Origin of the sequence: Acidianus manzaensis (assembly GCF_002116695.1) — an archaeon.
Lineage (GTDB): Archaea > Thermoproteota > Thermoprotei_A > Sulfolobales > Sulfolobaceae > Acidianus > Acidianus manzaensis.
In genome coordinates this window covers 2,026,419-2,048,789 of the sequence record NZ_CP020477.1, presented here as the reverse complement: position 1 = coordinate 2,048,789, position 22,371 = coordinate 2,026,419, and the positions used below count along the sequence as shown (strand labels likewise).

General features: G+C 34.7%; 31 protein-coding genes. 11 read left to right on the top strand and 20 right to left on the bottom strand.

Features of this window, described 5'->3' with window-relative positions; genetic code table 11:
- Nucleotides 1-11: 11 nt before the first annotated feature.
- Together B6F84_RS10550 and B6F84_RS10545 are read left to right on the top strand one after the other, a co-directional pair.
- A complete protein-coding gene (locus tag B6F84_RS10550; protein ID WP_257788618.1) occupies nucleotides 12-542 on the top strand; it encodes an AAA family ATPase in 531 nt (176 codons plus the stop codon).
- Nucleotides 539-970 carry an RNA-binding domain-containing protein gene (locus B6F84_RS10545; protein WP_148692200.1) on the top strand — a complete coding sequence of 144 codons (432 nt, stop codon included), beginning with the start codon at nucleotides 539-541 and terminating at the stop codon, nucleotides 968-970. Before B6F84_RS10550 ends, B6F84_RS10545 begins: the two co-directional genes overlap by 4 nt.
- Here B6F84_RS10545 and B6F84_RS10540 read toward each other — a convergent pair.
- From B6F84_RS10540 to prs, 3 genes are read right to left on the bottom strand one after another with little or no spacing between them, the layout of a single operon-like run.
- Complete coding sequence (locus B6F84_RS10540) at nucleotides 967-1,836, bottom strand: ribonuclease Z (protein ID WP_148692199.1); 870 nt, start codon at nucleotides 1,834-1,836, stop codon at nucleotides 967-969. The two genes, B6F84_RS10545 and B6F84_RS10540, sit on opposite strands and share 4 nt — an antisense overlap.
- Nucleotides 1,833-2,765, bottom strand: coding sequence for a TRM11 family SAM-dependent methyltransferase (locus B6F84_RS10535; RefSeq protein ID WP_148692198.1), 933 nt, complete (start codon nucleotides 2,763-2,765; stop codon nucleotides 1,833-1,835). Before B6F84_RS10535 ends, B6F84_RS10540 begins: the two co-directional genes overlap by 4 nt.
- Entirely contained in the window at nucleotides 2,762-3,640 is an 879-nt protein-coding gene (prs, locus tag B6F84_RS10530; RefSeq protein WP_148692197.1) for a ribose-phosphate diphosphokinase, read from the bottom strand. Before prs ends, B6F84_RS10535 begins: the two co-directional genes overlap by 4 nt.
- Before the next feature lie 50 nt (nucleotides 3,641-3,690).
- On the opposite strand from prs, the gene B6F84_RS10525 reads away from it, so the two are divergent.
- Genes B6F84_RS10525 through B6F84_RS10490 form a run of 8 tightly spaced genes read left to right on the top strand, consistent with a single transcriptional unit; the run spans nucleotide 3,691 to nucleotide 8,068 of the window.
- Nucleotides 3,691-4,455 carry an ATP/GTP-binding protein gene (locus tag B6F84_RS10525; RefSeq protein WP_148692196.1) on the top strand — a complete coding sequence of 255 codons (765 nt, stop codon included), beginning with the start codon at nucleotides 3,691-3,693 and terminating at the stop codon, nucleotides 4,453-4,455.
- A gap of 41 nt (nucleotides 4,456-4,496) precedes the next feature.
- Nucleotides 4,497-5,228 (top strand): DNA polymerase sliding clamp, encoded by a 732-nt coding sequence (locus B6F84_RS10520; protein ID WP_148692195.1) that lies wholly within the window; start codon nucleotides 4,497-4,499, stop codon nucleotides 5,226-5,228.
- Entirely contained in the window at nucleotides 5,200-6,180 is a 981-nt protein-coding gene (priS, locus tag B6F84_RS10515) for a DNA primase small subunit PriS (RefSeq protein WP_148692903.1), read from the top strand. Before B6F84_RS10520 ends, priS begins: the two co-directional genes overlap by 29 nt.
- Nucleotides 6,170-6,649 carry a DNA replication protein Gins15 gene (gins15, locus tag B6F84_RS10510; protein WP_148692194.1) on the top strand — a complete coding sequence of 160 codons (480 nt, stop codon included), beginning with the start codon at nucleotides 6,170-6,172 and terminating at the stop codon, nucleotides 6,647-6,649. The genes priS and gins15 overlap by 11 nt, the downstream gene beginning before the upstream one ends.
- Nucleotides 6,627-6,914: a 50S ribosomal protein L44e gene (locus B6F84_RS10505; protein ID WP_148692193.1), complete on the top strand. Its 288-nt coding sequence runs from the start codon at nucleotides 6,627-6,629 to the stop codon at nucleotides 6,912-6,914. Before gins15 ends, B6F84_RS10505 begins: the two co-directional genes overlap by 23 nt.
- Nucleotides 6,911-7,108, top strand: coding sequence for a 30S ribosomal protein S27e (locus B6F84_RS10500; protein WP_148692192.1), 198 nt, complete (start codon nucleotides 6,911-6,913; stop codon nucleotides 7,106-7,108). The genes B6F84_RS10505 and B6F84_RS10500 overlap by 4 nt, the downstream gene beginning before the upstream one ends.
- A gap of 1 nt (nucleotide 7,109) precedes the next feature.
- The gene (locus tag B6F84_RS10495) at nucleotides 7,110-7,901 is read left to right on the top strand and encodes a translation initiation factor IF-2 subunit alpha (RefSeq protein WP_148692191.1); all 792 of its coding nucleotides are present in this window, start codon (nucleotides 7,110-7,112) and stop codon (nucleotides 7,899-7,901) included.
- Nucleotides 7,898-8,068: an RNA-protein complex protein Nop10 gene (locus B6F84_RS10490; RefSeq protein ID WP_148692190.1), complete on the top strand. Its 171-nt coding sequence runs from the start codon at nucleotides 7,898-7,900 to the stop codon at nucleotides 8,066-8,068. Before B6F84_RS10495 ends, B6F84_RS10490 begins: the two co-directional genes overlap by 4 nt.
- A 10-nt stretch (nucleotides 8,069-8,078) precedes the next feature.
- Here B6F84_RS10490 and B6F84_RS10485 read toward each other — a convergent pair whose 3' ends face one another.
- The 5 genes from B6F84_RS10485 to B6F84_RS14285 form a co-directional block, all read right to left on the bottom strand.
- Nucleotides 8,079-10,352: an STT3 domain-containing protein gene (locus B6F84_RS10485; RefSeq protein WP_148692189.1), complete on the bottom strand. Its 2,274-nt coding sequence runs from the start codon at nucleotides 10,350-10,352 to the stop codon at nucleotides 8,079-8,081.
- A gap of 224 nt (nucleotides 10,353-10,576) precedes the next feature.
- A complete protein-coding gene (locus B6F84_RS10480) occupies nucleotides 10,577-10,876 on the bottom strand; it encodes a hypothetical protein (protein ID WP_148692188.1) in 300 nt (99 codons plus the stop codon).
- Between the two features lie 515 nt (nucleotides 10,877-11,391).
- Nucleotides 11,392-11,637, bottom strand: a complete 246-nt coding sequence (locus B6F84_RS10475; protein ID WP_148692187.1) for a hypothetical protein — start codon at nucleotides 11,635-11,637, stop codon at nucleotides 11,392-11,394.
- A gap of 105 nt (nucleotides 11,638-11,742) precedes the next feature.
- Nucleotides 11,743-12,117 (bottom strand): hypothetical protein, encoded by a 375-nt coding sequence (locus B6F84_RS10470; protein WP_148692186.1) that lies wholly within the window; start codon nucleotides 12,115-12,117, stop codon nucleotides 11,743-11,745.
- Nucleotides 12,118-12,125: 8 nt separating this feature from the next.
- Complete coding sequence (locus B6F84_RS14285; RefSeq protein ID WP_420807176.1) at nucleotides 12,126-12,206, bottom strand: hypothetical protein; 81 nt, start codon at nucleotides 12,204-12,206, stop codon at nucleotides 12,126-12,128.
- A gap of 182 nt (nucleotides 12,207-12,388) precedes the next feature.
- Here B6F84_RS14285 and B6F84_RS10460 point away from each other — a divergent pair, with 182 nt between their 5' ends.
- The gene (locus tag B6F84_RS10460) at nucleotides 12,389-13,210 is read left to right on the top strand and encodes an integrase (protein ID WP_148692185.1); all 822 of its coding nucleotides are present in this window, start codon (nucleotides 12,389-12,391) and stop codon (nucleotides 13,208-13,210) included.
- Between the two features lie 358 nt (nucleotides 13,211-13,568).
- Here the strand turns inward: B6F84_RS10460 and B6F84_RS10455 are convergent, their stop codons facing one another.
- The 12 genes from B6F84_RS10455 to B6F84_RS14005 all read right to left on the bottom strand — a co-directional run bounded on the left by B6F84_RS10455 (nucleotide 13,569) and on the right by B6F84_RS14005 (nucleotide 21,785).
- On the bottom strand, nucleotides 13,569-14,207 hold the full coding sequence (locus tag B6F84_RS10455) for a hypothetical protein (protein ID WP_236748946.1): 639 nt from the start codon (nucleotides 14,205-14,207) through the stop codon (nucleotides 13,569-13,571).
- Between the two features lie 47 nt (nucleotides 14,208-14,254).
- On the bottom strand, nucleotides 14,255-14,722 hold the full coding sequence (locus B6F84_RS10450) for a hypothetical protein (protein WP_148692183.1): 468 nt from the start codon (nucleotides 14,720-14,722) through the stop codon (nucleotides 14,255-14,257).
- Between the two features lie 82 nt (nucleotides 14,723-14,804).
- On the bottom strand, nucleotides 14,805-15,614 hold the full coding sequence (locus B6F84_RS10445; protein ID WP_148692182.1) for a B277 family protein: 810 nt from the start codon (nucleotides 15,612-15,614) through the stop codon (nucleotides 14,805-14,807).
- A 286-nt stretch (nucleotides 15,615-15,900) separates the two neighbouring features.
- Entirely contained in the window at nucleotides 15,901-16,152 is a 252-nt protein-coding gene (locus B6F84_RS10435; RefSeq protein ID WP_222703210.1) for a DUF5493 family protein, read from the bottom strand.
- 31 nt (nucleotides 16,153-16,183) lie between these two features.
- Nucleotides 16,184-16,324, bottom strand: coding sequence for a hypothetical protein (locus B6F84_RS13905; protein WP_187152682.1), 141 nt, complete (start codon nucleotides 16,322-16,324; stop codon nucleotides 16,184-16,186).
- A complete protein-coding gene (locus tag B6F84_RS10430) occupies nucleotides 16,321-16,545 on the bottom strand; it encodes a capsid protein VP2 (protein WP_148692179.1) in 225 nt (74 codons plus the stop codon). The genes B6F84_RS13905 and B6F84_RS10430 overlap by 4 nt, the downstream gene beginning before the upstream one ends.
- A 1-nt stretch (nucleotide 16,546) precedes the next feature.
- Nucleotides 16,547-16,837 (bottom strand): V1/V3 family capsid protein, encoded by a 291-nt coding sequence (locus tag B6F84_RS10425; protein ID WP_148692178.1) that lies wholly within the window; start codon nucleotides 16,835-16,837, stop codon nucleotides 16,547-16,549.
- A gap of 13 nt (nucleotides 16,838-16,850) precedes the next feature.
- On the bottom strand, nucleotides 16,851-17,117 hold the full coding sequence (locus B6F84_RS10420) for a VP1/VP3 family protein (RefSeq protein ID WP_148692177.1): 267 nt from the start codon (nucleotides 17,115-17,117) through the stop codon (nucleotides 16,851-16,853).
- Nucleotides 17,071-17,406 (bottom strand): transcriptional regulator, encoded by a 336-nt coding sequence (locus B6F84_RS10415; protein WP_222703209.1) that lies wholly within the window; start codon nucleotides 17,404-17,406, stop codon nucleotides 17,071-17,073. Before B6F84_RS10415 ends, B6F84_RS10420 begins: the two co-directional genes overlap by 47 nt.
- A complete protein-coding gene (locus B6F84_RS10410; protein ID WP_148692176.1) occupies nucleotides 17,403-17,792 on the bottom strand; it encodes a C166 family protein in 390 nt (129 codons plus the stop codon). Before B6F84_RS10410 ends, B6F84_RS10415 begins: the two co-directional genes overlap by 4 nt.
- Nucleotides 17,782-21,495 carry an end-filament protein gene (locus B6F84_RS10405; RefSeq protein WP_148692175.1) on the bottom strand — a complete coding sequence of 1,238 codons (3,714 nt, stop codon included), beginning with the start codon at nucleotides 21,493-21,495 and terminating at the stop codon, nucleotides 17,782-17,784. Before B6F84_RS10405 ends, B6F84_RS10410 begins: the two co-directional genes overlap by 11 nt.
- Nucleotides 21,492-21,785 carry a hypothetical protein gene (locus tag B6F84_RS14005; protein ID WP_222703208.1) on the bottom strand — a complete coding sequence of 98 codons (294 nt, stop codon included), beginning with the start codon at nucleotides 21,783-21,785 and terminating at the stop codon, nucleotides 21,492-21,494. The genes B6F84_RS10405 and B6F84_RS14005 overlap by 4 nt, the downstream gene beginning before the upstream one ends.
- Nucleotides 21,786-22,371: the final 586 nt, after the last annotated feature.

The window sequence follows — 22,371 nt, the reverse complement described above, 5'->3', positions numbered from 1 at the left end:
AGTGGTCACTAATTAATATAATTCTTATAACTGGAATGCCAGGATCTGGTAAAAGCCTCTTATCAGATATATTAAAAGAAAGAGGGTATACAGTAATTTCAATGAGCGGAGTACTTAGAAAAAGATACGAAAAAGAGGCAAAAATAGGAGAAAAATTAATGGATTTCGCCAAGAGAATGAGAGAAATATATGGTGATGGAGTAGTAGCAAGATTATGCATAGAAGAAGTATCACCCAAACTAAACAAAATTGCGTTTGATGGAGTTAGAAGTCTAAGCGAAGTAGAAGAATTCAAAAGATTAGGAGAACCTATAATAATTGCAGTCCACTCTCCACCTTCAGTAAGATATAATAGAATAATTTCTAGAATGAGACCTGACGATTCAAAAAATATTAGTGAACTAAGACTAAGAGACATGGATGAATTAAAATTTGGTATAGGCGGAGTAATAGCAATGGCTGATTACATTATAGTAAATGATTCTACAATAGACGAATTTAAGAAGAGGGCAGACGAATTACTATCAAGGATTTTGAAATGACTAAAATAACTGTGACAGCTGAACTTAGACCATCAGAAAACGAAGCTAAAGTACTACTAGCGATATCGAATTTTTTTGATTTCGAATATCTAAGGAGAGAGAAAATACAATATGAAGTAATTATAGCAGAATCAAAGACCCTTAGGAGCTTAGAAAAATTTCATAAAGCCTTAAGAGAAGAAAGAATACTAGACGTTGCAAGAAAATATCTTAGAAAAGGCATGTCGGATGACTCTATAACTTTTATGTTACATAAGCAAGCAGCTGCAATAGGAAGACTTTCTTTCGTGGATGATGAAAAAGAATCTCCATTAGGTCCAATAGTTTTCCATATAGAATATAGAAAACCAGAAGAAGTTATAGATTGGTTAGCCCCAAGAACATCTAAAGGAGTTCCATTATGGAATAACAGTATTCCAGACGATTAATTTAATATATATAATGATAAATCTTCTGGAACAAAAGATTTAGAAAATATTTTTTTAGCAGCTTCTTCTATTTCATAATCATTATCATATCTTCCACTAATGTGAACTAGTGCTAGCCTTTTTACATCAGCTTCCTTACCTACTGTTGCAGCATCTGAAGCAGTAGAGTGACCATATTCTCTAGCATTAATATCATCTAAAAAAGTAGAATCGTGCATAAGTAAATCTACTCCTTTTACTGTCTTGATTACATTATCGCAAATTGAGGTGTCTCCAGTATATGCAATTCTTATTCCTTTTCTCTTTATAAGAAAATCATCTGGATAGAGAGTCTTTCCATTAAAACGTACTTCTTTTCCTTCTTTTAGTTGTCTAATGATTCTCCAATCTGAAATTCCTTCTTTTTTTAGTCTTTCTATATCAATATTTATTCTATCTTTTTCCTCTATTAAATATCCTTGCGATGGGACTACATGACAAGTTTTAAATGGTTTTATTGAAATTTCATTGTCTTTATATTCATTTACGTATTCTATTTCAAAATTTGGAGAAAAATAAGTATTCTCAAATACTCCTTTTAATAGTTTATCTACGTTATTACCTAGGATGTATAATTTTTCTGTTCTATTATACATATTCATTGTCTGTATTAATGCTGGAAGGCCTAATACATGATCAGCGTGAAGATGAGTTATTGCGATTACTTTCAAGCTCATTATATTTAGCTTATGCCTTATCATTGTTACTTGCGTTCCTTCACCGCAATCTAATAGAGCATTAAACGCTTCTCTTCTAACTATAAATGCTGGCAATCCTCTTTTTGATGGTGCTCCTCCACCAGTTCCTACAAAGAATACTTTAATCAACGTTTCTGCACCACGTAAATTGCTCTTGAAAGGCTCTTGTGAAGATAAATAAAATGTATACCAATAATACTTAAATTATACTCCTTTATTTTATCTCTCCAGTCGTATTTAGCATCAGTAGCAAATACTAATCTACCATTTTTACTTAAAATTTCTGAAGAAATACTAAATAATTTTTCGTATAATTCTTCTATTTTGATAGTTTTAGCATTAACAGACTTACCGTAAGGTGGATCGGTGACTATCGCATCCGTCTTTTTAATACAGTTAGTAGCTATATTTGATTGTAATAAGTCACATGTATATCCAAAATATTTTAAATTGTATTTTGTTTTTTCTAGCATATTAATATCTATATCGGCTCCCAGGCAAGTATATCCAATCCATGCAGATTCTATTAGAATAGATCCAACTCCTACAAAAGGATCAAAAACTGTCTTTTTAGGATTAGCTAAATTAACCATAAGTCTAGACGTATACGCATCCATAGTTCCTGATTGTGAATAGGGTTTTTTAGCATGAAGCAATAAACTCTTTGAGTCTCTCTCTTCTTCTCTCAATCCTGCTATTATAATTCCATCAGTAAAAATTAGATCTAGAGTCTCACATTTTTTACTAAAAATTACTCCCTTAGTAGCAGTAGAATATAATGCGTTAAATCTATCTTTATCAGATCTTAAAATGACATTAGGCTTTATAGTAAAGCATTTTCCTCTTATTACTTCATTAATATCTTTAGGATCATTAGATATTGCCAGAACTTCACCTATTGCCTTTATATTGGATGACCTTCTAGCTATATTTTTATAATCTCCACTGAAAACAGCAATTCCAGAAAAATAATAAATATTATTTTCATTATTTAATAATGATTTTAGTTCAGCTAATGATATAAATGGCTCATCTGCAGTTAATATAGCATATTTCATAGTTTTACAGCTATTACTTCAGAAATATCTGCAACTTTAATGTTATCTTCTGTTCTAATGCTATTAGTTCCGATTATACATTTAATTCCTGCACTTTGTAACTTCTGCAAAGCATTATTAACAAGAAGAACATGAGAAGCGGCAGCTATGACTTTTCTAGCTCCAAGATCATATGCTACTTTTGCTGCTTGAGCTAAAGTTCCACCAGTACTAATTATATCATCGATCAATACTACATCTTTTCCTTTTATTTCCACATCCTTAGGAATTTCCTTAATTCTAACCTCTCCAGTAGTTCTATCTCTTTCTTTCTCAATGAAAGAAAAAGGAGCATTTAATTCTTTAGATAACCTTTCTGCTCTGTCCAATGCTCCTCTATCCGGAGCTAAAACAAAAGGATATTCTACTTCTTTTTTGACTTCATTAGCTAGTGCAGGTGTTGGATCTACAATCTTTACTTCTCCTTTAAAGTATGATATTAATGCATCTTGCTTATGAGGTTCTACTGTTAATATTTCATCAATACCGCTATAATATATCAAATTTAAAACAGTTTTAAGACTAAGAGCTTCTCCGTCTTTGAATCGTCTATCTTGTCTAGCATAAGCTAGATAAGGTATTACTGCTATAATTTTAGATGCTCCTAGATTTTTTGCAGCTTCTGCGATTAAGAACAATTCCATAAGATGCTTATCTTGAGGATAATATGTAGATTGCACAATAGCTACATTTTCACTATTTATAGATTCTGGTATTCTAATATACGATTCTCCATCAGGAAAAATTTTGTGCTCAACCTTTACTAACTTTAAGTTCAAGATTTTTGCAATTCTTTCATCAATACCGTTTGAAGCAGATCCTCCTATAATAATCATGAATATACGTATGAGAAGAAGTTTTTAAGATTAAAAGACAACTATAACTGATGTACTACATTTTCTTTACCGGAACTGCAGGTTCTGGCAAAACATCATTAGTTAAAGAATTTCAACAATATTTATTAGACCAACAACTAGACACAGCAATAATTAATCTAGATCCTGCAGTAGAAAAATTACCTTACACTCCAGATTTTGATGTTAGAGACTATATAGATGCGTATGAAGTTATGCAAAAATTCGGTTTAGGTCCAAATTCATCATTAATTGTTTCAATAGACCTTTTAATGTCTAAAGCAGTAGACATAAAAAACGAAATAAGTGAAATTGAAGCTAATTATGTTTTAGTTGATACCCCAGGTCAAGTAGAATTATTTGCTTATAGAGACACTGGAAGAATATTAAGCTCATTAATAATAGGAGATAATAAAGCAGTTAACGTATTCCTTTTAGATTCATTTTTAGCTAAAGAAGCTAGAACTTATGTATCTTTACTTTTATTATCTAGTGCAATAAGATTCAGAATGAATTTACCACAAATTAATGTACTTTCGAAAATCGATTTACTAAATAAGAAAGAATTAGAAGAATTAAATAGTTGGAGTAACGGAGAAGAATTAATTGATAGTTTAGGAGAAATTGATGATTATTCTTTTGATTTGATAAATAGTCTAATAGAAAGTCTTGACTCTCCACCAGTACCAGTTTCTTCAACAACAGATGAAGGATTAGATGAATTATATGCTGAAATACAAAAAATACTAGCTGGAGGAGAAGATTATTTAACTGAAGAAAATTCTCCAAGACTTTGAGGTTAATAAGTTTTAAACTCTATATATGATTATTCTTAATCATGAAGTTTAAAGCATTAGATGCACAAGCAATGGTTAGCATAATTAAAACAATATCAGAATTTATGGATGAAGCTAATATTATATCATCCAAAGATGGTATAAAAATTTCTGGAATAGATCCTTCTAGAGTAACATTCTTAGATTTTTTCCTTCCATCATCATATTTTGATAATTATGAGTCAAAGGAAAAAGAAGTAATTGGAATAAACCTAAAAGATCTAACTTCAATTCTGTCAAGAGTATCTAAGAACGATGCATTAAGCGTAGAAGCAGAAGATAAGCTCAAAATAACATTGGAAGGAGACTTTGAAAGAATATTTGTATTACCATTATTAAGTTTAGAAGAACAGAAAAATCCATCATTAAATCTAGAATTTCCTTTCAAAGCTAAACTTCTTACAGTAACTTTTTCAGATGTAATAGAAGGCTTAGAAGATTTAGGAGATACCTTAATAGTATCTTCAGAAAATGGTAAACTATACTTCTCAGTAGAAGGAGATATGGGAGAATCAAAAGTAGAATTATCTACTGATAATGGAGCATTACTTGAAGCTAGTGGTAGCGATGCTAAAAGCACATATGGTATGGAGTACGTAGCTAACACAACTAAAATGTCAAAACCATCTGATACTCTAGAAATATCCTTTGGATCTCAAATTCCTTTGAAATTACATTTTGAACTTCCTCAAGGAGGATACGGGGATTTTTACATTGCTCCTAGAGTTGAATAAGATAATATCAATCCTTTTTAAAGAATACTATGAAAAAGCAAATCTAGAACTTCCACCAGATATAGAACTAAGAGAATTCGCTTATCAACCAATAAATAAAAATACTTATGTGAGGCACTTATCATTTACCTCAGATATAGAATTAAAAACATTTTTAAGAAATAATATTCCTCTTCATTTATTTTATTCATCAGCTAGATATCAAATTCCTTCAGCTAAAGAAATGGAAGAAAAAGGTTGGATGGGAGCAGATTTACAATTTGATATAGATGCAGACGAAATATGTCAAACTAGAAAGTTCAATTTTTGTCCAAGATGCGGTTCAATAGTAGATGGAGAAAAATGTCCAAGAGACGGAGTAGATACTATAGAATACCAAGAAATAACTCCAGAATGCATAGAAAAAGCGTATCAAAATACTTTAATAATATATGACATTCTAAAAAATGATTTTGGATTATCACCTACTTTATATTTCTCTGGGAATAGAGGATTTCATGTTTACGTTACTTGTTTTGGAGAATGCGCATTATTGTCATCAGAAGATAGAAAGAAAATAATAGATTATATTCAAGGGATCGGAGTTCCGAATTATCAAGGTACTTCAATAGAAGATCCAGGATGGCCAGGTAGATATGCTAGAGGAATAACCAAAACTATATTAGATGAACAAGTAACTATAGATACTAAACGTTTAGTCAGAATTCCAGGTTCATTACATGGAAAATCTGGGTTAATAGTGAGAAAAATTTCTACCGAAAAATTCGAATTAATAAAAGACTTATCCCCTTTTTCTGGATCAGTAATATTTTCACCTTATATCTCTGGCGAATTCAGACTTATTGACGAAAAGATAAAATTTGATAAAGGAATACCAATAAAAATGGATGCAAGCTTAGGAATTTATGCGTACTTAAAAGGCTTAGGAGAGGTAAAACTATATGTTAGATGAAATATTAGAAAGAGAATTATCAAGCGAAGAACAACAAAATATACCATTATCAGAAATAGAAAAAACAATAAACTCATTGATGAAAATTAGATTTAGATATTCTGACGATTTACACAAAAAAGAAATAAAAACCTATGAAGAAATAGCTGACTCAATCTTTGAGATAAGACTAAGCAAATATTTGGAAAATGGAACAAAAGGTAAAGGCTTTGATGAATTTTTATTTACTTTGCTAGACAAAATGAAAGATTTCTTTATATCTCTTTCAACAGGAAATCTGATAATTTCGAATGGTAGAATATTATGTAAAATAGTTAAAAATATTGAAATAGAAAAAATACAACTTAGTAAGGGAGACTTAGTATTTCTAGATCCTTTAAAAGCCCTATCTTTATGGACCGCTGAATATATAACTCTGTGTAAAATAGTAGATAAAGTGATTACTAATGAAAGTTCCCAAGACGATTAAGACTTACTGCCCCAAATGTAAAACACATACAGAGCACTCAGTATCATTATATAAGTCGGGAAAGAGAAGAACATTAGCAGAAGGACAAAGAAGATATGATAGAAAGAATCTAGGATATGGAGGAAAAAGAAAGCCATTACAACATAAATTCTCCAAAGTAACTAAGAAAGCCACATTCGTATTAAAGTGCCAAAAATGTGGTTACACTATAATGAAGCATGGAATAAGAGTAAAGAAAGCCGAAATAGTCGAGGTGGTTAAATGAAGAAACTTAAAATATTAATACCAGAACCAAAAAGTAAATTCATAAGAGTTAAATGCAATAACTGTGGAAACGAACAAATAATTTTCAGTCATGCTACTTTTCCAGTAAGATGCCTAGCCTGTGGAACACAGCTGGCATATCCTACAGGCGGTAAAGCAAAAATAACCGGTGAAGAAATTAGAGAAATGAGCTAAAATGATTTATAATAAACATCCATTACCAAGAGAAGGAGATATTTTAATTGCAACAGTAAAACAAGTTTTTGATTATGGTAGTTATGTTACTTTAGATGAATATGGAAACCTTCAAGCCTTCTTACCATGGAGCGAAATAAGTACAAGATGGGTAAAAAACATAAGAGATATTGTAAAGGAAGGAAGAAAAATAATAGTAAAAGTAATTAGAGTAGATCGTAAAAAAGGCACTGTAGACGTATCTCTAAAAAAAGTAAATGATGATGAAAGAAGAAAAAAGAATGCTCAATGGAAAAAACTTCAAAAAACAGATAAAATCTTAGAAATAGTTGCACAGAAATTAGGGAAAACTGAGAAAGAAGCATGGCAAGAAGTAGCATGGAAAATAGAAGACAAATATGGAGACGTTTTTGATACCTTAATTAAAGCTTCAAAAGAAGGAGAAAAAATACTACTAGATGCAGGAGTTCCAGAAATTTGGATAAAACCATTATTAGAAGAAGCAGTAAAACATAATGAAGAGAAAAAAGTAAAAGATTCCAGCGTGATAACGTTAAGAACATTAGATCCACAAGGTGTAGAAAAAATAAAGAAAGTATTAAAAGAAGCTATAGAAGAGGATGAAGAAGGACAATATATTATTAAGATTTACACTATAGGAGCACCTAGATATAGAGTAGATGTCTTAGGTACAGATCCTAAATTAGTAGGAGAAAAATTATCTCAAATTATAGAAAAAATCCAAAAAGTAGGAAAAGCAGAAGGAATAGAAATAGGAGTACAACAAAAATGACATTCAAATTAAGAAAATGCCCAAAAGATAATACTTACACATTCAGTAAAACATGCCCAATTTGTAATTCAAAGACTATTATAGCTCATCCACCTCGTTTTTCTCCAGTAGATAAATACGTAAAATATAGAATAGAAGCAAAAAAAGGAATAAAATTAAATTGCTAATTTCTTTTTTTTAGCTTGTATAGTATGTTGATGGTACAATAGTTCCTGGTTGTACAAATTGGTATATCATAACCATTATGTACGTTTCATATCCTGGTCCGCTTATCCATGGAGATAGAGAGACATATACTGGCTGGAAATAAGTTAAATGAATAGGTGGAATAGGAGTGCCAGGAGAAATCGAAAATCCACTAACGCTAAATTCCAATTTGCTACTAAATGGAGCAATAACTTCATCTCCAGTTCCTTGTAAAGCTTCTACAAACATATCAACTATTAATGAATTGTAAGCTTTATGAGTCCATGCAAAAGGATAAGCATCAGATACATATCCAGCTAATTGATCTAACTCAGTAGCTATTGTAGAGTCACTAGATGCTAAAGGACCTAAAGTACTATTTAAATAGTCAACCTCGCTAGTTATCAAACTTGAATTTAGATATTCATTAACTGGATAACCTGCTATTATAGTCATAGCACCCATTGCTTTTCCTATGTCTCCTAATGAAGTAGTATATCCTAAAAATTCACCACCAAGATCAGTCGGGTATCCTATGTACCATTCATATGTTCCAGAATTATTATATAATGTCACAGCGTCATACGCTACTATATAAGTTGGTATATTATACTTACTACTTCCGTATGGATAAATATGGAAATCATTTTCTAAAACGTTAGCAGCAAAACTCTCGTTATTTAAGAACATCTCAGCCATTAACTTTATTTGAGTCCCATTAAGCGTATTATTTTCATCAATAACACTTCTATTACCTATTACTTCTATCCAATAACCGTAATCCCACCAGCTTAATATAAATGAATGAGTAGGAGTTTCATTATGAATCCAATCTAATGCACTAACCCATGCATAATTAAGATCAGGATAAGGAGAAGCAGAAGTATAGATCTCATTAGGTTCATTACTATATATTATAGCTGCGCCCGCATCAGAAACTAAAGAAATTCCTACTAGTGCTATAATTAATAATGGTATAATTTTACTACTTCCTTTTAGCTTGTTAATAGCAAAATAAACTCCTGCTCCAGCCAAAGGAGCTATCATATATGCAGTATAATTAAACAAATATGGTTGTTCAGAAGTCCCATAAATACTTAATATACCTAGAACTAACAACCACAATGCTGACAAATTACCTTGCCTTAACAGATAATACATTCCTATTATAGATAATATTAGAGATATTCCAAAATCTTCAATCATTGATGTTATAGGTTGAGGAATATATTCTGCTACAGTTCTATCTATAGGTACTGTAAATTGATAGAATGGATTTATTATAGCATAATATCTAGAAGGCACTGGATTTATTCCAAGGAATGATAATCCGACTATACCTATAACAAAAATAAATACAACAGTAGCGATAATTATGAAAGCTCTTGATTCTCCTATTTCTTTTGGAATTATCCTTCTCAGATATAAATCAAGGAATAGTAATGCACCAATTATTAACAGAGATAGTCCATGAGCTAAACCAGATAAGAATCCTATACTATTTGGTGCAAATGACGTTAAAAATGCAGTAACGATAGCCATTAAAGTAAAAGATTTAGCAGTAAATTCATCATTCCTATTAAGTAAAATTAGTAGAAAAGAACCAGCTAATAAGCTTAAATCAATGTAAGTAGAACCTCCCCAAGAGATTTCAGCTAAGAATAGAGGTATTCCGGCAATCCCACCGTATAAAGGCTTCTTTTTCTCTATAGCATATGATAGTAAATATATTGAGAAAAGTACAAAAACACCTCCCCAAGAATCCTTAGGCAATCCTCCTATAATGTTCTTATAAGTTAATGCAGGAGACACAGCAATTATTGCAGCAGCAACAAATCCAGCTATCCTGCTTTTAGTTATACCAGCAGTTGCAACATAAGCTGCTCCAACACCTAATCCTGCTAGTGCAATATCCAAAAATATAGTAACCGTATATACAGCATTAACGCCAAAAGTACCATAAAAAGGCATTGATAATAGAGAAACAATAAAAGGCAAACCTATAGTATCTCCTAGTTCTATAAAGAATCCATAAGGAAACCAAGCGTGAATATCTGGAGGTACTGCATACCAATTTCCATGTGCTTGAGAAATTAATACTGCATTATAAAATAAATACCATGAGTCAAAACCATTTATTGTTAGAGGATAATTAGCACTTAATGCTCTTATTAAAATTGAGACTAATGCTATACCAGTTACTATAAAAGTATCAATTAGAGTAGTCCTATTCAGATTTCTGGCGATACTATTAATTGATTGCATAATCCCTTATCTTAACCTAATTAATATAAACTTATTCCATAATTCACTTCTATACTAGCTCTAGTTAACACTAATATTTCAGTATATAATGAACAAAAATATTTTACTAGTTATCAAATTACCATGCCTATCAAATACACAGGAATGATTAATAGGGATCCACTTTATCATTGTATAAGAAAAAGAACAAGGATTTAAAAATGACACATAAGATGGAGCATATTTTATGAGTTACCAATTAATGCAACAACTATTTCGATAAGTGCTGCGCCAAACATTGCCAGAAAAGATGTGATCACAGTAGCAATTACTGGGCCTTTCCAATATCCTCTTAGTAAGAATGGGATCATTAAAAGCATCTCGATTGCAGCAGTTATCAACATAGGCAAGAAGAGAACAAACAGATATGGTAAAATCATAAAAAATCGTAACATTGCAAGAAATCCTAAAATACTTCCAAATATTAGAGAGAAAAATGAAATTAATATATATAAGGGAACTCTAACAGACTTTCTTTCTAGCATAATAAAAAAATTGAATAAAAAATATTTATCTTTTATGGAAGGGATTATAGGATTAAATACGCATTTAATTGATTTAATAAGTAGTTCAAAGGAAAAAGAGATAGATTTTAAAAAGAGCCTTTTTCCTTTCTTAAGAACCTAAACTTACCTCTAAATACTAAGAAGGATATTGCACCTATTACAGCTATTCCTATTGCAATTTCTGGCAAATAAGCTATGTACCATGGTACGGGTGGGGGTGGTGATAGTAGTGTTGAAGATAGTGTTGAAGAACTATTTGCTGGAATACACGTTCCAGCGGTAAGTATACAGGCCCTAAAGAAGGCCCTGAATGAGTACTATTTGCTAAAAGCGTACCATTTAGTAGAGCCTCACAAATATCCATTATTTTATACACCCTAAAAAAAGATTACCTTTAAAGGAATAAAAACGTTTTCACAATATTATTAAAAATAGTGTTAGAAGAGGTATTGTTAAAAGATATTTGGTATTTATTGAAAGAAAAATGAAAAAGTTTATAAAGAGCCTTTTGCCTTTCTTTTGAAGAATGATTTGATTGCTATTTTTACTTCTGGTGAAAAGTGGATTGTTAATATTATACTCAGTATTGATATTCCTAAAAGTATTTCTGGCATGAAAAAAATAATGATATGTAGTATTTGAACCCATAATGGTGGTGGTGGAGGCGGTGGTGCCTCATTTGGATAACCAGGATAAGATGCTATTATTGTTAGGTTATGAGCACTTTCGTTACTAATCATAAAAAAGGAAATAAGAGAAAGAGAAAAAAGTTATTCCTTATAGTGCAATATAGGTACGCATTTAATTGATTTAATGAGTAGTTCAAAGGAAAAAAGAGATAGATTTTATAAAGGGCACAAAAGGAGGCTGGTTAATGCGTATACATCAAATACATCAATGCCTAATGTTATTAATGCAAAGGGAAGTAACATTATCCATTTCATGTTGCTTACCTTTAGTTTGTCAGCTAATTTTGTAAACCAATAAATCATACTAATGAATAGAATTTTGACAGCGATAAGAAGAATTAGTAACTGGTAAAACAAGTAGGTCACATTAAGATTATCTATGTGATTAACATATATATTGAAAAGAATATTAAGATCGAAAGTATATATATCGGCATGTTGAAGTTCGGTAGGCCAACCAAACCATGATATAATAACATCTACAATATTTCCAAATATGATGATGAGCCACATTAATCTGGTTCTATCCATGAAATCACCTAACTTATGCAGATATTATGCTTTTTGCAAATATGATCAAGTAACGCATTATAATTGCTAAATTTCTTCTTACATATCATGCAATGTAAGGGATGATTAGTATATCTTATATGGTTAATAAGGGCAGTACGTGATGTAACGGAATAAGACATAAAGGACAGACATATTCCGAAATCGCTTCATTTATGCTAACTTCAATAAATAAAAGGTAATTGATTTTTATGTTAGTGCTAGGACTGAGGGCGTGGGGGTATCCCTCACAATGCGGCCGCCGGGATTCGAACCCGGGATCTCAGGCTTGGAGGGCATTTTAGAGAGGGAAGAACGCCGTAAAATTTCATTAGTTGCCAATTTACGCCAATATGCGACAGACGGCAACGTAAAGGCGTTTTACGAATTTCTCATAAATGAAAGGAAAATAAGCGAAGATACCGCAAAGGAATACGTTAGTGCGATAAGTAAAAAATTCAAAGATTCGCGTAACTCACAAAAAGCGTATAGACTGTTTGCGAAGTTTTTGTCGTCACGCGGAATTATTTCTGACGAATTCGCTGAAAAAATTCTGAAAGTAGTTAAAATAAAGAAGACTAACGCGGACCTTTACATACCGACGATAGACGAAATACGCAAAACGTTACAGTTAGCGAAAGAATATAGTGAGAACGTCTATGCGATCTACCGTTTAGCTTTAGAGAGCGGGGCGAGACTTAGCGAAATCCTAAAGGTGTTGAGAGAACCGGAAAAAGACGTCTGTGAAAACGGTATATGCTATTATCCGCTATCGTGGACGAGAGGATATAAAGGGTCGTTTTACGTCTTTCATATTACGCCTTTGAAGAAAGTAGATATAACACGCGGTGCGATAGCGGATTTTGAAAGGCGTCGCACTGACGCTATACAGATAAAGTACGTTAGGAAATTCGTCGCGTCTAAAATGGCGGAGTTAGGAATACCGTTAGACGTTATCGATTTTATCCAGGGCAGAAAACCGACGAGAGTACTAACGCAACATTACGTTTTGCTCTTCGGAATAGCGAAAGAACAATACAAAAAATATGCAGAGTGGCTGTATACAACTGACTGAGAAAAAATTAGTGATAGGTGAGAAAAATTCGAGTTATATGTTTTACAGACACTTTCTAGAAAAAATTAGTGAGGACTTAGAAAAATTCGAGTGATATGTTTTGAAAACAGTTGCTAGTAAAAATTAGTGACCACTGATAAAAATTTTTTCCCGGCAGTCACTAATTTTTACTAGAAAGTGTCTTCCAGAGATATTGTTTGAATTTTTAGTATTACTCACTAATTTTTACTAGCAAATGTCTTCTGGGGATATTGTTACAAAAAGTTGCATTGATTGGGCATAAATGCAATAAAATAAACTCCCCGGTAATTCTGTATACAGTTGTATACACGGCATACACTGAGATAACCCCCGTTATCTACCCTAAATTTTCGTTACTTGGCCGATCAATTTGACTAAGTGAAAGCTTTATCTGCGCTAATAGATCTAATTCTTTCTCTTTTCTCTTCTTCAAATATTCATTGTAGAAGTTGTTAGGAAGCTCTACTTTGAAATAATCCAATGCTTTATAAGTGGATTTTGTTGTAAAATCACCTTTTGTATTTCTTGCGAATTCCTTTTCGTATAATTGTGCTATAGCAATTTTCTTTTTCTTATTGTTCCACACTATCTTTATCTGATACCATCCCTTCTCTCTCAAGAAATAGGCTATATCATCCGGAGCGGGTGTGGTAAATATGACAGCTGAGACTCTAGTTCTGATTAGCGCATAATATGAGTAGAAGGCTTTCATATAGTCCTTATACCAGTAGTATTTGCTAAGCCAAATTGATGCGTCATCAAAGATTATGTACGGTATCCGTTCGTCTCTTTCCGTGATTTCCTGAATATACTCTAATGCATCAGGCAATTCGAAGAAGTACTTTACGTATTGCCATGCCTCGTCCTTCGTCTCTAGGTTATGAAGTGCGAATTCCACATCTCTCGCTACCTTGAACGCATAGGTAGTCTTCCCAGTTCCTTGGGGGCCGAATATCACTGCGCTGACAAAGCCCATAGACTTGTATGCTTCCACAATTTTCTGCGCTAGCCATAATAGTTCTGTCATCCTTCATCATCCTCCAAATCTGAGTCTTTGCTTCCCTGTAATAATTGTTTGAATATGCTCTTGTTTACGTTCTCTCTGGCCTGACCGTTACTTACTCTTAGCACTCTGAGAATATCTCTTCTTCCCCTTCCACCTTTGCTAACTAAGTAATGCTTTAACTTATTTGCATACTCCGCCAATTCGTCAACCGGCTCTTCGCCGAAATAAGTGGGTAATCTAGCGAACTCAAATGCGCTTAAGATCAATGATATCTGGTTGCCACTCAAATAGAACATTGTATCGCGTGGCTCTACTAATTCGCTTATAGCTCTGTTGGTGACAGTATAAGGGTTCTCTATTTCTTGGAGTTCCTCATCTTCATCACTTTCATCATTATTTACCAGTGCTTCTAATTCCTCAATCTTCTTCTTCAATTCCTCATTTTCCTTTTTCAATAACTCCAAATCATTATTTGTTTTTTTCATTTTCTCACCTTCTTCAACAACTCTTCAACTTCCTTCCATTTAGGCCAGAGAATTTGTTCCTCTTTCTCTTCTTCCTTTTCTTTCATGAAGAACCACCTTTAGTTGAGGTTGGGAAAGGACTAACAGAATGCGTGGTCGTCGTATTAGTTACATGCTGCGCCAGCAAATGAGATAGATTTGCGTTAGAGATACCGAAGCCAATTGCTAGCCCTATTCCTACGCCCATGATTGCGCCGATAATCAGCATCATCATATCTGGACCGCCTCCCACTCTTGCTAACGCCTCAAAGAATTTTGTCTTTATAATAGAATGTATTATTTGCGGAGCGTTGATATTCTTAAGCGTAAGTTGCCTTATTTTGTCATCTATAGTAAGGTCTAAAGTATAAGGATAATCTGGCAACACGAAATGCACTGCAACAAACTTCTTCCCTATGATCCTTTTACGCTCAAGAAGTAGCGGTTCCCCATTAAGCACCCACACTTTTCTAAGTTTCTTCACTTCTAACATTAAATAGCCTTGATTTTCCACTAATTTAGCCTTCCTCAAAAATAGCAATTGAAGCCCATCCTTACTTTGCTGCAGCATTGCGACGTAATGCTCTGCAGTAAAGAGCCTACTGTTTATCCACTTCTTGACGACTTTAACGTTTACGTCTATTTTATCTTTCTTTATCTTTCTTTTCTTCTGCGCAAGTTCTTCCTTTAGTTTTCTGTACTGTGCTAACTTTAGCTCAAACTCCCTTTTTTGATAAACTTTGTACAATTTTTGTGCTTCTTTTTGATTGCCGATTTGTTTTAGTGCTTCTTCATACTTTTGTTTAAGCTCATCTAAGCTCTGTGCTTTCTTTAATTCTTCTTCCCATGCCGAAAGAAGTTTCCCATCACTCATTCTTGCTCACCACCAGTTTCATCCCCAGAAAGAAGAGAAACGAATCTATCAGCAAGCCCTCTAAGTATTCCCAATAACTCTGATAATTCCCTAAGTGCGCCAGTGCTAGAACGAGCACACTTAATATAACGATAATAGCGCCATCTCTGCGGTTCAAGTATGATTTCTCTTTCCAGCCTTTTGACTTTCTTCTGACTAAATACATAATGATAAAAGTTATATCTATAGCGAGACCAGCCACGACATACGTTTTGGGGATAGGTTCTGTAAGAAACATTGTACCGCCTCATATTCTTTCCTCCTTCAGCCAGTTGAAGAAAAAGGCGAAGTTCATGAGACCGAAAGCTAAGGGCAATAAGGCTAAGTAAAATGTTGATGCGCTAAAAGAGATGTCTGTTTGATTCTGCGCAAAAACTAGAAAGCCGACAGTTCCCATTACGAATCCTAGTAAGTTCACTAAATAATTTCTTACAATTAAACCTAGAAGAGGTATCAAAATACCTAAAATATAGATTATGTCCCCTAACGCACTCATCAAAAGAAAAAAAGAGTGTAACTTTAAAAAGGGCCTACTTTAGCTTTTCTCTCAATTTTTTTATTTCTCTTCTCTCTTTCTCTATCATCTTCCTGCTAAGTTTTATGTCATGTTGCAATTTTTTGATTAACTTTTCTTTTATCTCTATCCTCCTTTCTATTTCGCTTCTGTTCATTTCCTCATCCTCTTCAGACGCTTTGCAAGATATAATGCGCTTAGCAAACTTCTTTTACGCTCTTCGTCCATCTTTGAACGTTTTACATGCCTAATTGCCATGTCTAGGTATTTTGTCTTTATATCCCCATCTTCAGTAAAAGCTCTCTTACCGTACAGCCGTTCTAAGTATTTATGTACCCTTCCCTTGTGCTTCACCGCTCTTTGAATCCATCTTTTCATGTTACTCCCCCTTGTACATTTTATATATCAAAATGGCCGGAACAGCTACGATGATCAGTATGTAAAATATGGGCACTAACGATATCAATACAGCATTATTGCTTCCTACGTAATACGGGTTCGGTACAAACGATGATGTGGTTTCGGTCTCGGTGCCAGAGACTGTAGTATATGTTGTGTAAGTTCCAGGGTTTGTCAGATTACCTATAAATGATACTATTGGCGATAATAATACAATTCCAATGATAACGAATAGAAATAAAAAAATGATTTCCTTTATGTTAGCTTCCATTCCTTACCCCTCCTTACTCCTTGTACATACGGTAAGCAATCACTGCTGGCACAATAATTAGTACTAAGATGTAGAAGAGGGGCACTAAGTTCAATAGCGTGGCGTCGGTTCCAGTTACTTGTGCCGATGTTCCACTTGTAAGCGAAGTTACCTCGCTCGTTATCACTGGCAGCAATACTACTCCTACTAATATGAAGATGAATAGCCCTATTAATAGTCCTACGTTTACTCCTTCAGCTTTCCTTAGTTTCTTTGACCTTAGTAATAGGACTCCTCTCATCGAATTCAGGTTTTCCGTTTGCGTTTAAAAAATGCCCCAATTCTGAATTCAGAATCTGAATTTGCTTCGAATTTTGTTTTATTTTTGCATACAATGTCCTTCCCTCTTTGTATAATTCTATGTATCCTTCATTACTAAGGATTCTTAGGTGTCTTAGCACAGTTGCGTAACTTAACAATAGTGTATGGCTAATGAGAGATGCGCTAAGCACATAATTTTGCGCTATCAAATCCAATATCTTTCTTCTCAAAACTTTTGCCCTTATCTCATTGGCATTATATTCGTTCATCCCTCTGTGCCCCTTATCAGCGTTACAAGTTCCCAAATTAGAACGAAATTTATGACAACTGCAAACATCAGCAAAAATGGACCGATGACCGGCACAGATGATAGAAGCGCTAAACTCGTTGTAAAGATATTAAAGATGAAGACTACGACCGCGAAAATCGTCGTTACAATCCAGATAAGCCAGTCCACGAAATAGAAGAGGGGCCATAGCCACACCCAGTTTATAGTTCCTATCGTAAGGTTCCACGAAATATTTGCCTGCGCCTGCGCCATGCTTTGAGTTGGGGGATTCGCGATACTGGGTGGCTGAATGCCCGCGAAACTCATCATTAGCAGCGCTAATATGATATCGAAGATGATCACATTTACTATTAGTTTAGCTCCCATCTTGCTCACCTCTTATTGAATAGAATAACATGAAGAGAGACACTGCGCCAACCAGGAATATAGTATACATAGGCCATAAGGCAAGTGCGTATATAACCACTACCGCTGTGAGAGAGCTTAATAATGTAATTATTTTGTTACGACTGAATAGGTACATCAGGCCGACCGTAATGAAATATATTATAAATCCTAGTATTTGTTGAAATTGTTTCGGAATATTTAAACCACTTAGTATCGAACTTGAACAAGTCGTTGAGCTTGTAGATGTGTTTATCCCTGTGTTTATTGATGTTTGATTTGTTGGGTTTGGCACTATAATTATTTCGTTTGTACCTGCATGCGGAGTAAATATAATTTGCAATATTTGATGATTAGCTCCGTAGTTCGTATAGTTGCCATCCACGATGACGTTAAAGTTTACTGTAGTCGTTAGAAATAGTAACTGGACTTGATCATTACCGTAAGCATAAAGGAATATCTTTAACGCTGTGCCGTTCCATGTCTGATTCATTATATAATCTTCTTGCGGTAATGAAGCCCAAAATAGGTCCAGGTTCGGGGCTCCCCATGTATTGATGTACATTTCAGTTGCAACATCGCCCCATGGCTGAGTTTCGCTATTCATCTGTAGGCCACTGCCATAGCGGGCTACATAGTAGATATAGCTGCTAGGATAGTCATATGCGCTTCTCTGCCATACCCTGCTAATGGCTAGACTTGCTAATGTGTTATTGCCTATTGCGTCGGCAAACTCGCTGACCAATTCAGCCTTATAGGTATAGTAATCAGTATCTACTGCACTGTAGTTGGCATAGACCCACAGCCTATAGGTTACGGGAGGATTTGAAACACCTAATATACCATAAGTCGGAGTTGGTACTTCGCCGTAGTGAATCGCTTGCTCTATCAGTTCAGCGCGCTGTAAGTAAGTTAGATTATTTGTAGCGTGATATAATGCAACAAGCGCCTGTCCCGCCATTGCGCTGACATCAAGGAAATATGGCTGCGGATATACATGTACTCCCGGATTTGGATTAGTGATTTCTGGAATTGTAAACAGTCCGTAAAATGGGTTTAACCAACTCAAGGGTATGGTTACGTTAGATGGTCCGTTTGTACTATCTACGAGAACGTAAACTGTTTGTGGTGCTGTGATATGCCAACCTACAACAATCGTAGAACTTGGCGGGGCGTTAACTGTCGTTAAAACTGGTACTGTGATCTTAATAGGATAATATGGTGGTGAACCACTACTCCCACCTGGTTGAATCTGTACATTATATACTGTCGCAGTGCCTATCGTTTGCAGTATATTTCCATCATATGCTATTTGTACAGTAATAGAAATGTTAGCTGTGGTTGCCGTCCCTCCCCCGTTCATCCATATGTAAGTCGTAAATACTCCACTGACGTTAAGGCTATTAGTATAGGTGAATGGCAATTTTCCAGTCCCATTAGTAATAAGGCTGATTCCGTAACTTGTGTTCAAGGGGATATCTTCGAAGAAATTCAGCCCTATCGAACTACCTGATATTACCGTACCTACGTCCATCCCAGATGTTTCATTTATGATGTATCCGTAAGAGTCGTAACCATTAACAGTGGTGATTGCAGGGTCCTTATGGTACCACATCGGTATATATACATAGGCATATTTGCTATCGTTTTGGAACTGTAAAAGCCAATTACCTAATGTAGTGTATGCGTTAGAATACTGACTATTGCCCGTTATATTATACAGTAATATCGTTGCCATGATGAATCTAGCCAAAGATGAAGTGTAGGTTTGTCCGTTAAATTGGGTTAATTGGTTATAGTATGCTGTCCATGCTTGTTCCGCCATGCTTAAGGCTTCAGTATTTCCGTATTTGCCTAACAATGCGAGAGCGTAAATTATTTCGCCTTCGTAATAATTCTCGCCCCATACGGCGTCCCACCAATATGAAGGGGCTGATGATGGGGAGTATGATATGAAATTCGACGGGAATAATTTATTTACTATTGTATTTGGCGAAACTAGATAGTCTACAGATGGCATTAGGAAAAATCCGAAAATCCCACTCGTATTTCCTGTATTTTGAAATGCCACTTGGACCCATTGGAAATAGCCCGGCAACGTTGTATAGTTACCAAAATATAAAGTATTCCTCACTTCGGTGGGGTCGCCCATATATGCAGCATAACTTAAAGTGTCAACATATGGATTTGATGAAGATGCCATTGGAAACATAAATAGCAATTGAAAAGCGCCAATCCAGTTCGGGGCATATTTTGTTGAGAGCAAGAACCATTTCCCAAAGTTATTCCCAAGATAGGTCCAGCTAATATTATCTTGATTTTGATAATTCTTCAGAATGCCATTAGGTGTTTCTAATATCGTATATCCGGTTCCGATTGTCGCCAATCCGTTATACCCTAGATAAATCCATGAGCCGTTAACCGGTGCTGAAGCTAAAACTTCTATCGCATCGCTCTGGTCTAAAATATACGCAATCCAGAATGTCGCCTGTAGATAGTCGCTTTTCCATGATTCATTAAAAATGACGTAACTCCCTTCATTTTCAACATTGAATGAAGGACCGTAGACGGTTGGATAATTCGTTGCGATATCTGCTACGTATACGCCAGTGTTTCCTGTTTGGTTAGCTTCAGCGCCCGGAACTACTAGACCTATTCCAATTAACAAGGGAACAGAAGATAGATCGCCTAAATTCCAATACTTAGGCCATACAGATGATGGAACAGTTACGGTAACCATATTCCATTGACCATTCGTGGGGAAGTAAACGGGCATATCTGTCTGTACGAACGTTCCAGAGGCATTTTCCCACACAAATAGCACATATACTCTATTGATGGAAGATGATTGCAAAATTAAAGTTAAATTGAACGGAATAAAATCCCCTAGATAATTATACTGTCCTAATATTCCATCTTTATTATAGTATGCTAGGCCATGTGGAAGGACATTTATTATAGGGAAATTATATTGCAGTTGCTCCGACGGCGAGCCGTAGAAATCCGGTCCTGTTAGGTTCAGGTAAGTTTTTGCGCTATTAACAATGCTTACAACCGAATCGTTAGTAAGTGTGAATGGTGAAACAGATTCCCATGGGGGGTTTTGCCCTTTGAGACCTCCAAAACCTCCATCTACTATTGGATTTTCCATTCCTTGTTCCATGTCTACTAAAATACCATTCGGATACTGAATGACGTTCCCATAAGGATACACTATCGCTAATGAAGGATTGTAGTAGCTTCTTATACTAAATGTATTATCGATAGGATTGCCTACGATATCGTAAAATCCATTAGTATATCCGCTTAAACTACCAATTGTTATCGGTTGAACTGGATTAAGTGGATATTCAAATCTCTTTATAAATAGTCCGTTGACGTCACCTTTACTGATGAAATTCAGTATATCATTTACATATGGATTACTATATGATTGCCACCATGGGGCTATTGACTCTAAGAACTTAGCGTTATCATCAATCCAAAAGCTCTCATTAACCGATGGGGCTTCATGGAAAGCGTAAACGCCTGTAGGGCTCTTACTCCAAAGAGTATGAATTTCAGCATTTACTGCGTCCTCTACATAAAGAGGGGGTAAAGAAGAAGCAAATACAGGCGTACTTAGCTCTGCTATTATACCTACAATAAATAATATGAATAATATAGCAGAAGCATAACGTCTCATTCTTCACCACCTCCTCCCAGTTGTCTCGTGAGAATTTTTGCCCCTAATACTGCTACAATGAAAACGAAGATATAGATTATGTAAAATGGGATCAATCCGAAAAATGCGCTTAAGAAAACTCCTACTACGCCGAAGACTGCTAACCCCCCTGCTCCCATAAGTTTGTAACCTACCCCCATCAGAATCAACATAATTACTGCTCCTACAATCCAATTAACCCACCCGGGCAAACTGAAACTAAATCCTTGGCTATTGTTTAATGTTATCGACGTAGTCGTTGTCGTATTCACGACTTGGGGGAATATCTGGATTATAGTATAATTAACATTTACCCAAACGACGTCTATATATTCTATCTCGCTATTAATAACGGGAACTCTAGCGTATCCCGTACCATTTGGATTTGTATATCCTTCAGCGACTTCTGTTAGGTTATTAACTGAGTTACCCACAAAAATCGCATACGGCTGAGGGGTTCCATTTACTGGCGAAAATTGAAATTCAAGATAAAAATATGAATATGCGGGTGGGTTTATCGGGGGTGTAGACACTATATTAATGCTATTAGAAGCTAAACTAATTACAGCTAACATAGGAATTGCTAACAACAAGATTAGAGCTAACTTCATACTAAGAGGAAAAAAGTGATGTGACTTTAAAAAGGGCTTACTTCTTTAACAACCTAACTGCACTCTTCAATGTATTCTTCAATTCCGGCGAAAAGTAAATAGTCAGAGCTAAACTCGCAAATCCGGCGATTATAATTAGTTCCGGGATTATCTGCACATACCACGGTGGGGGCGGTGATGAGCAAATACAAGGCTGCCCATAGCTAATAAAAGAAGTGTTTGTTGGGGTGGCGTTTACAAACTCCAT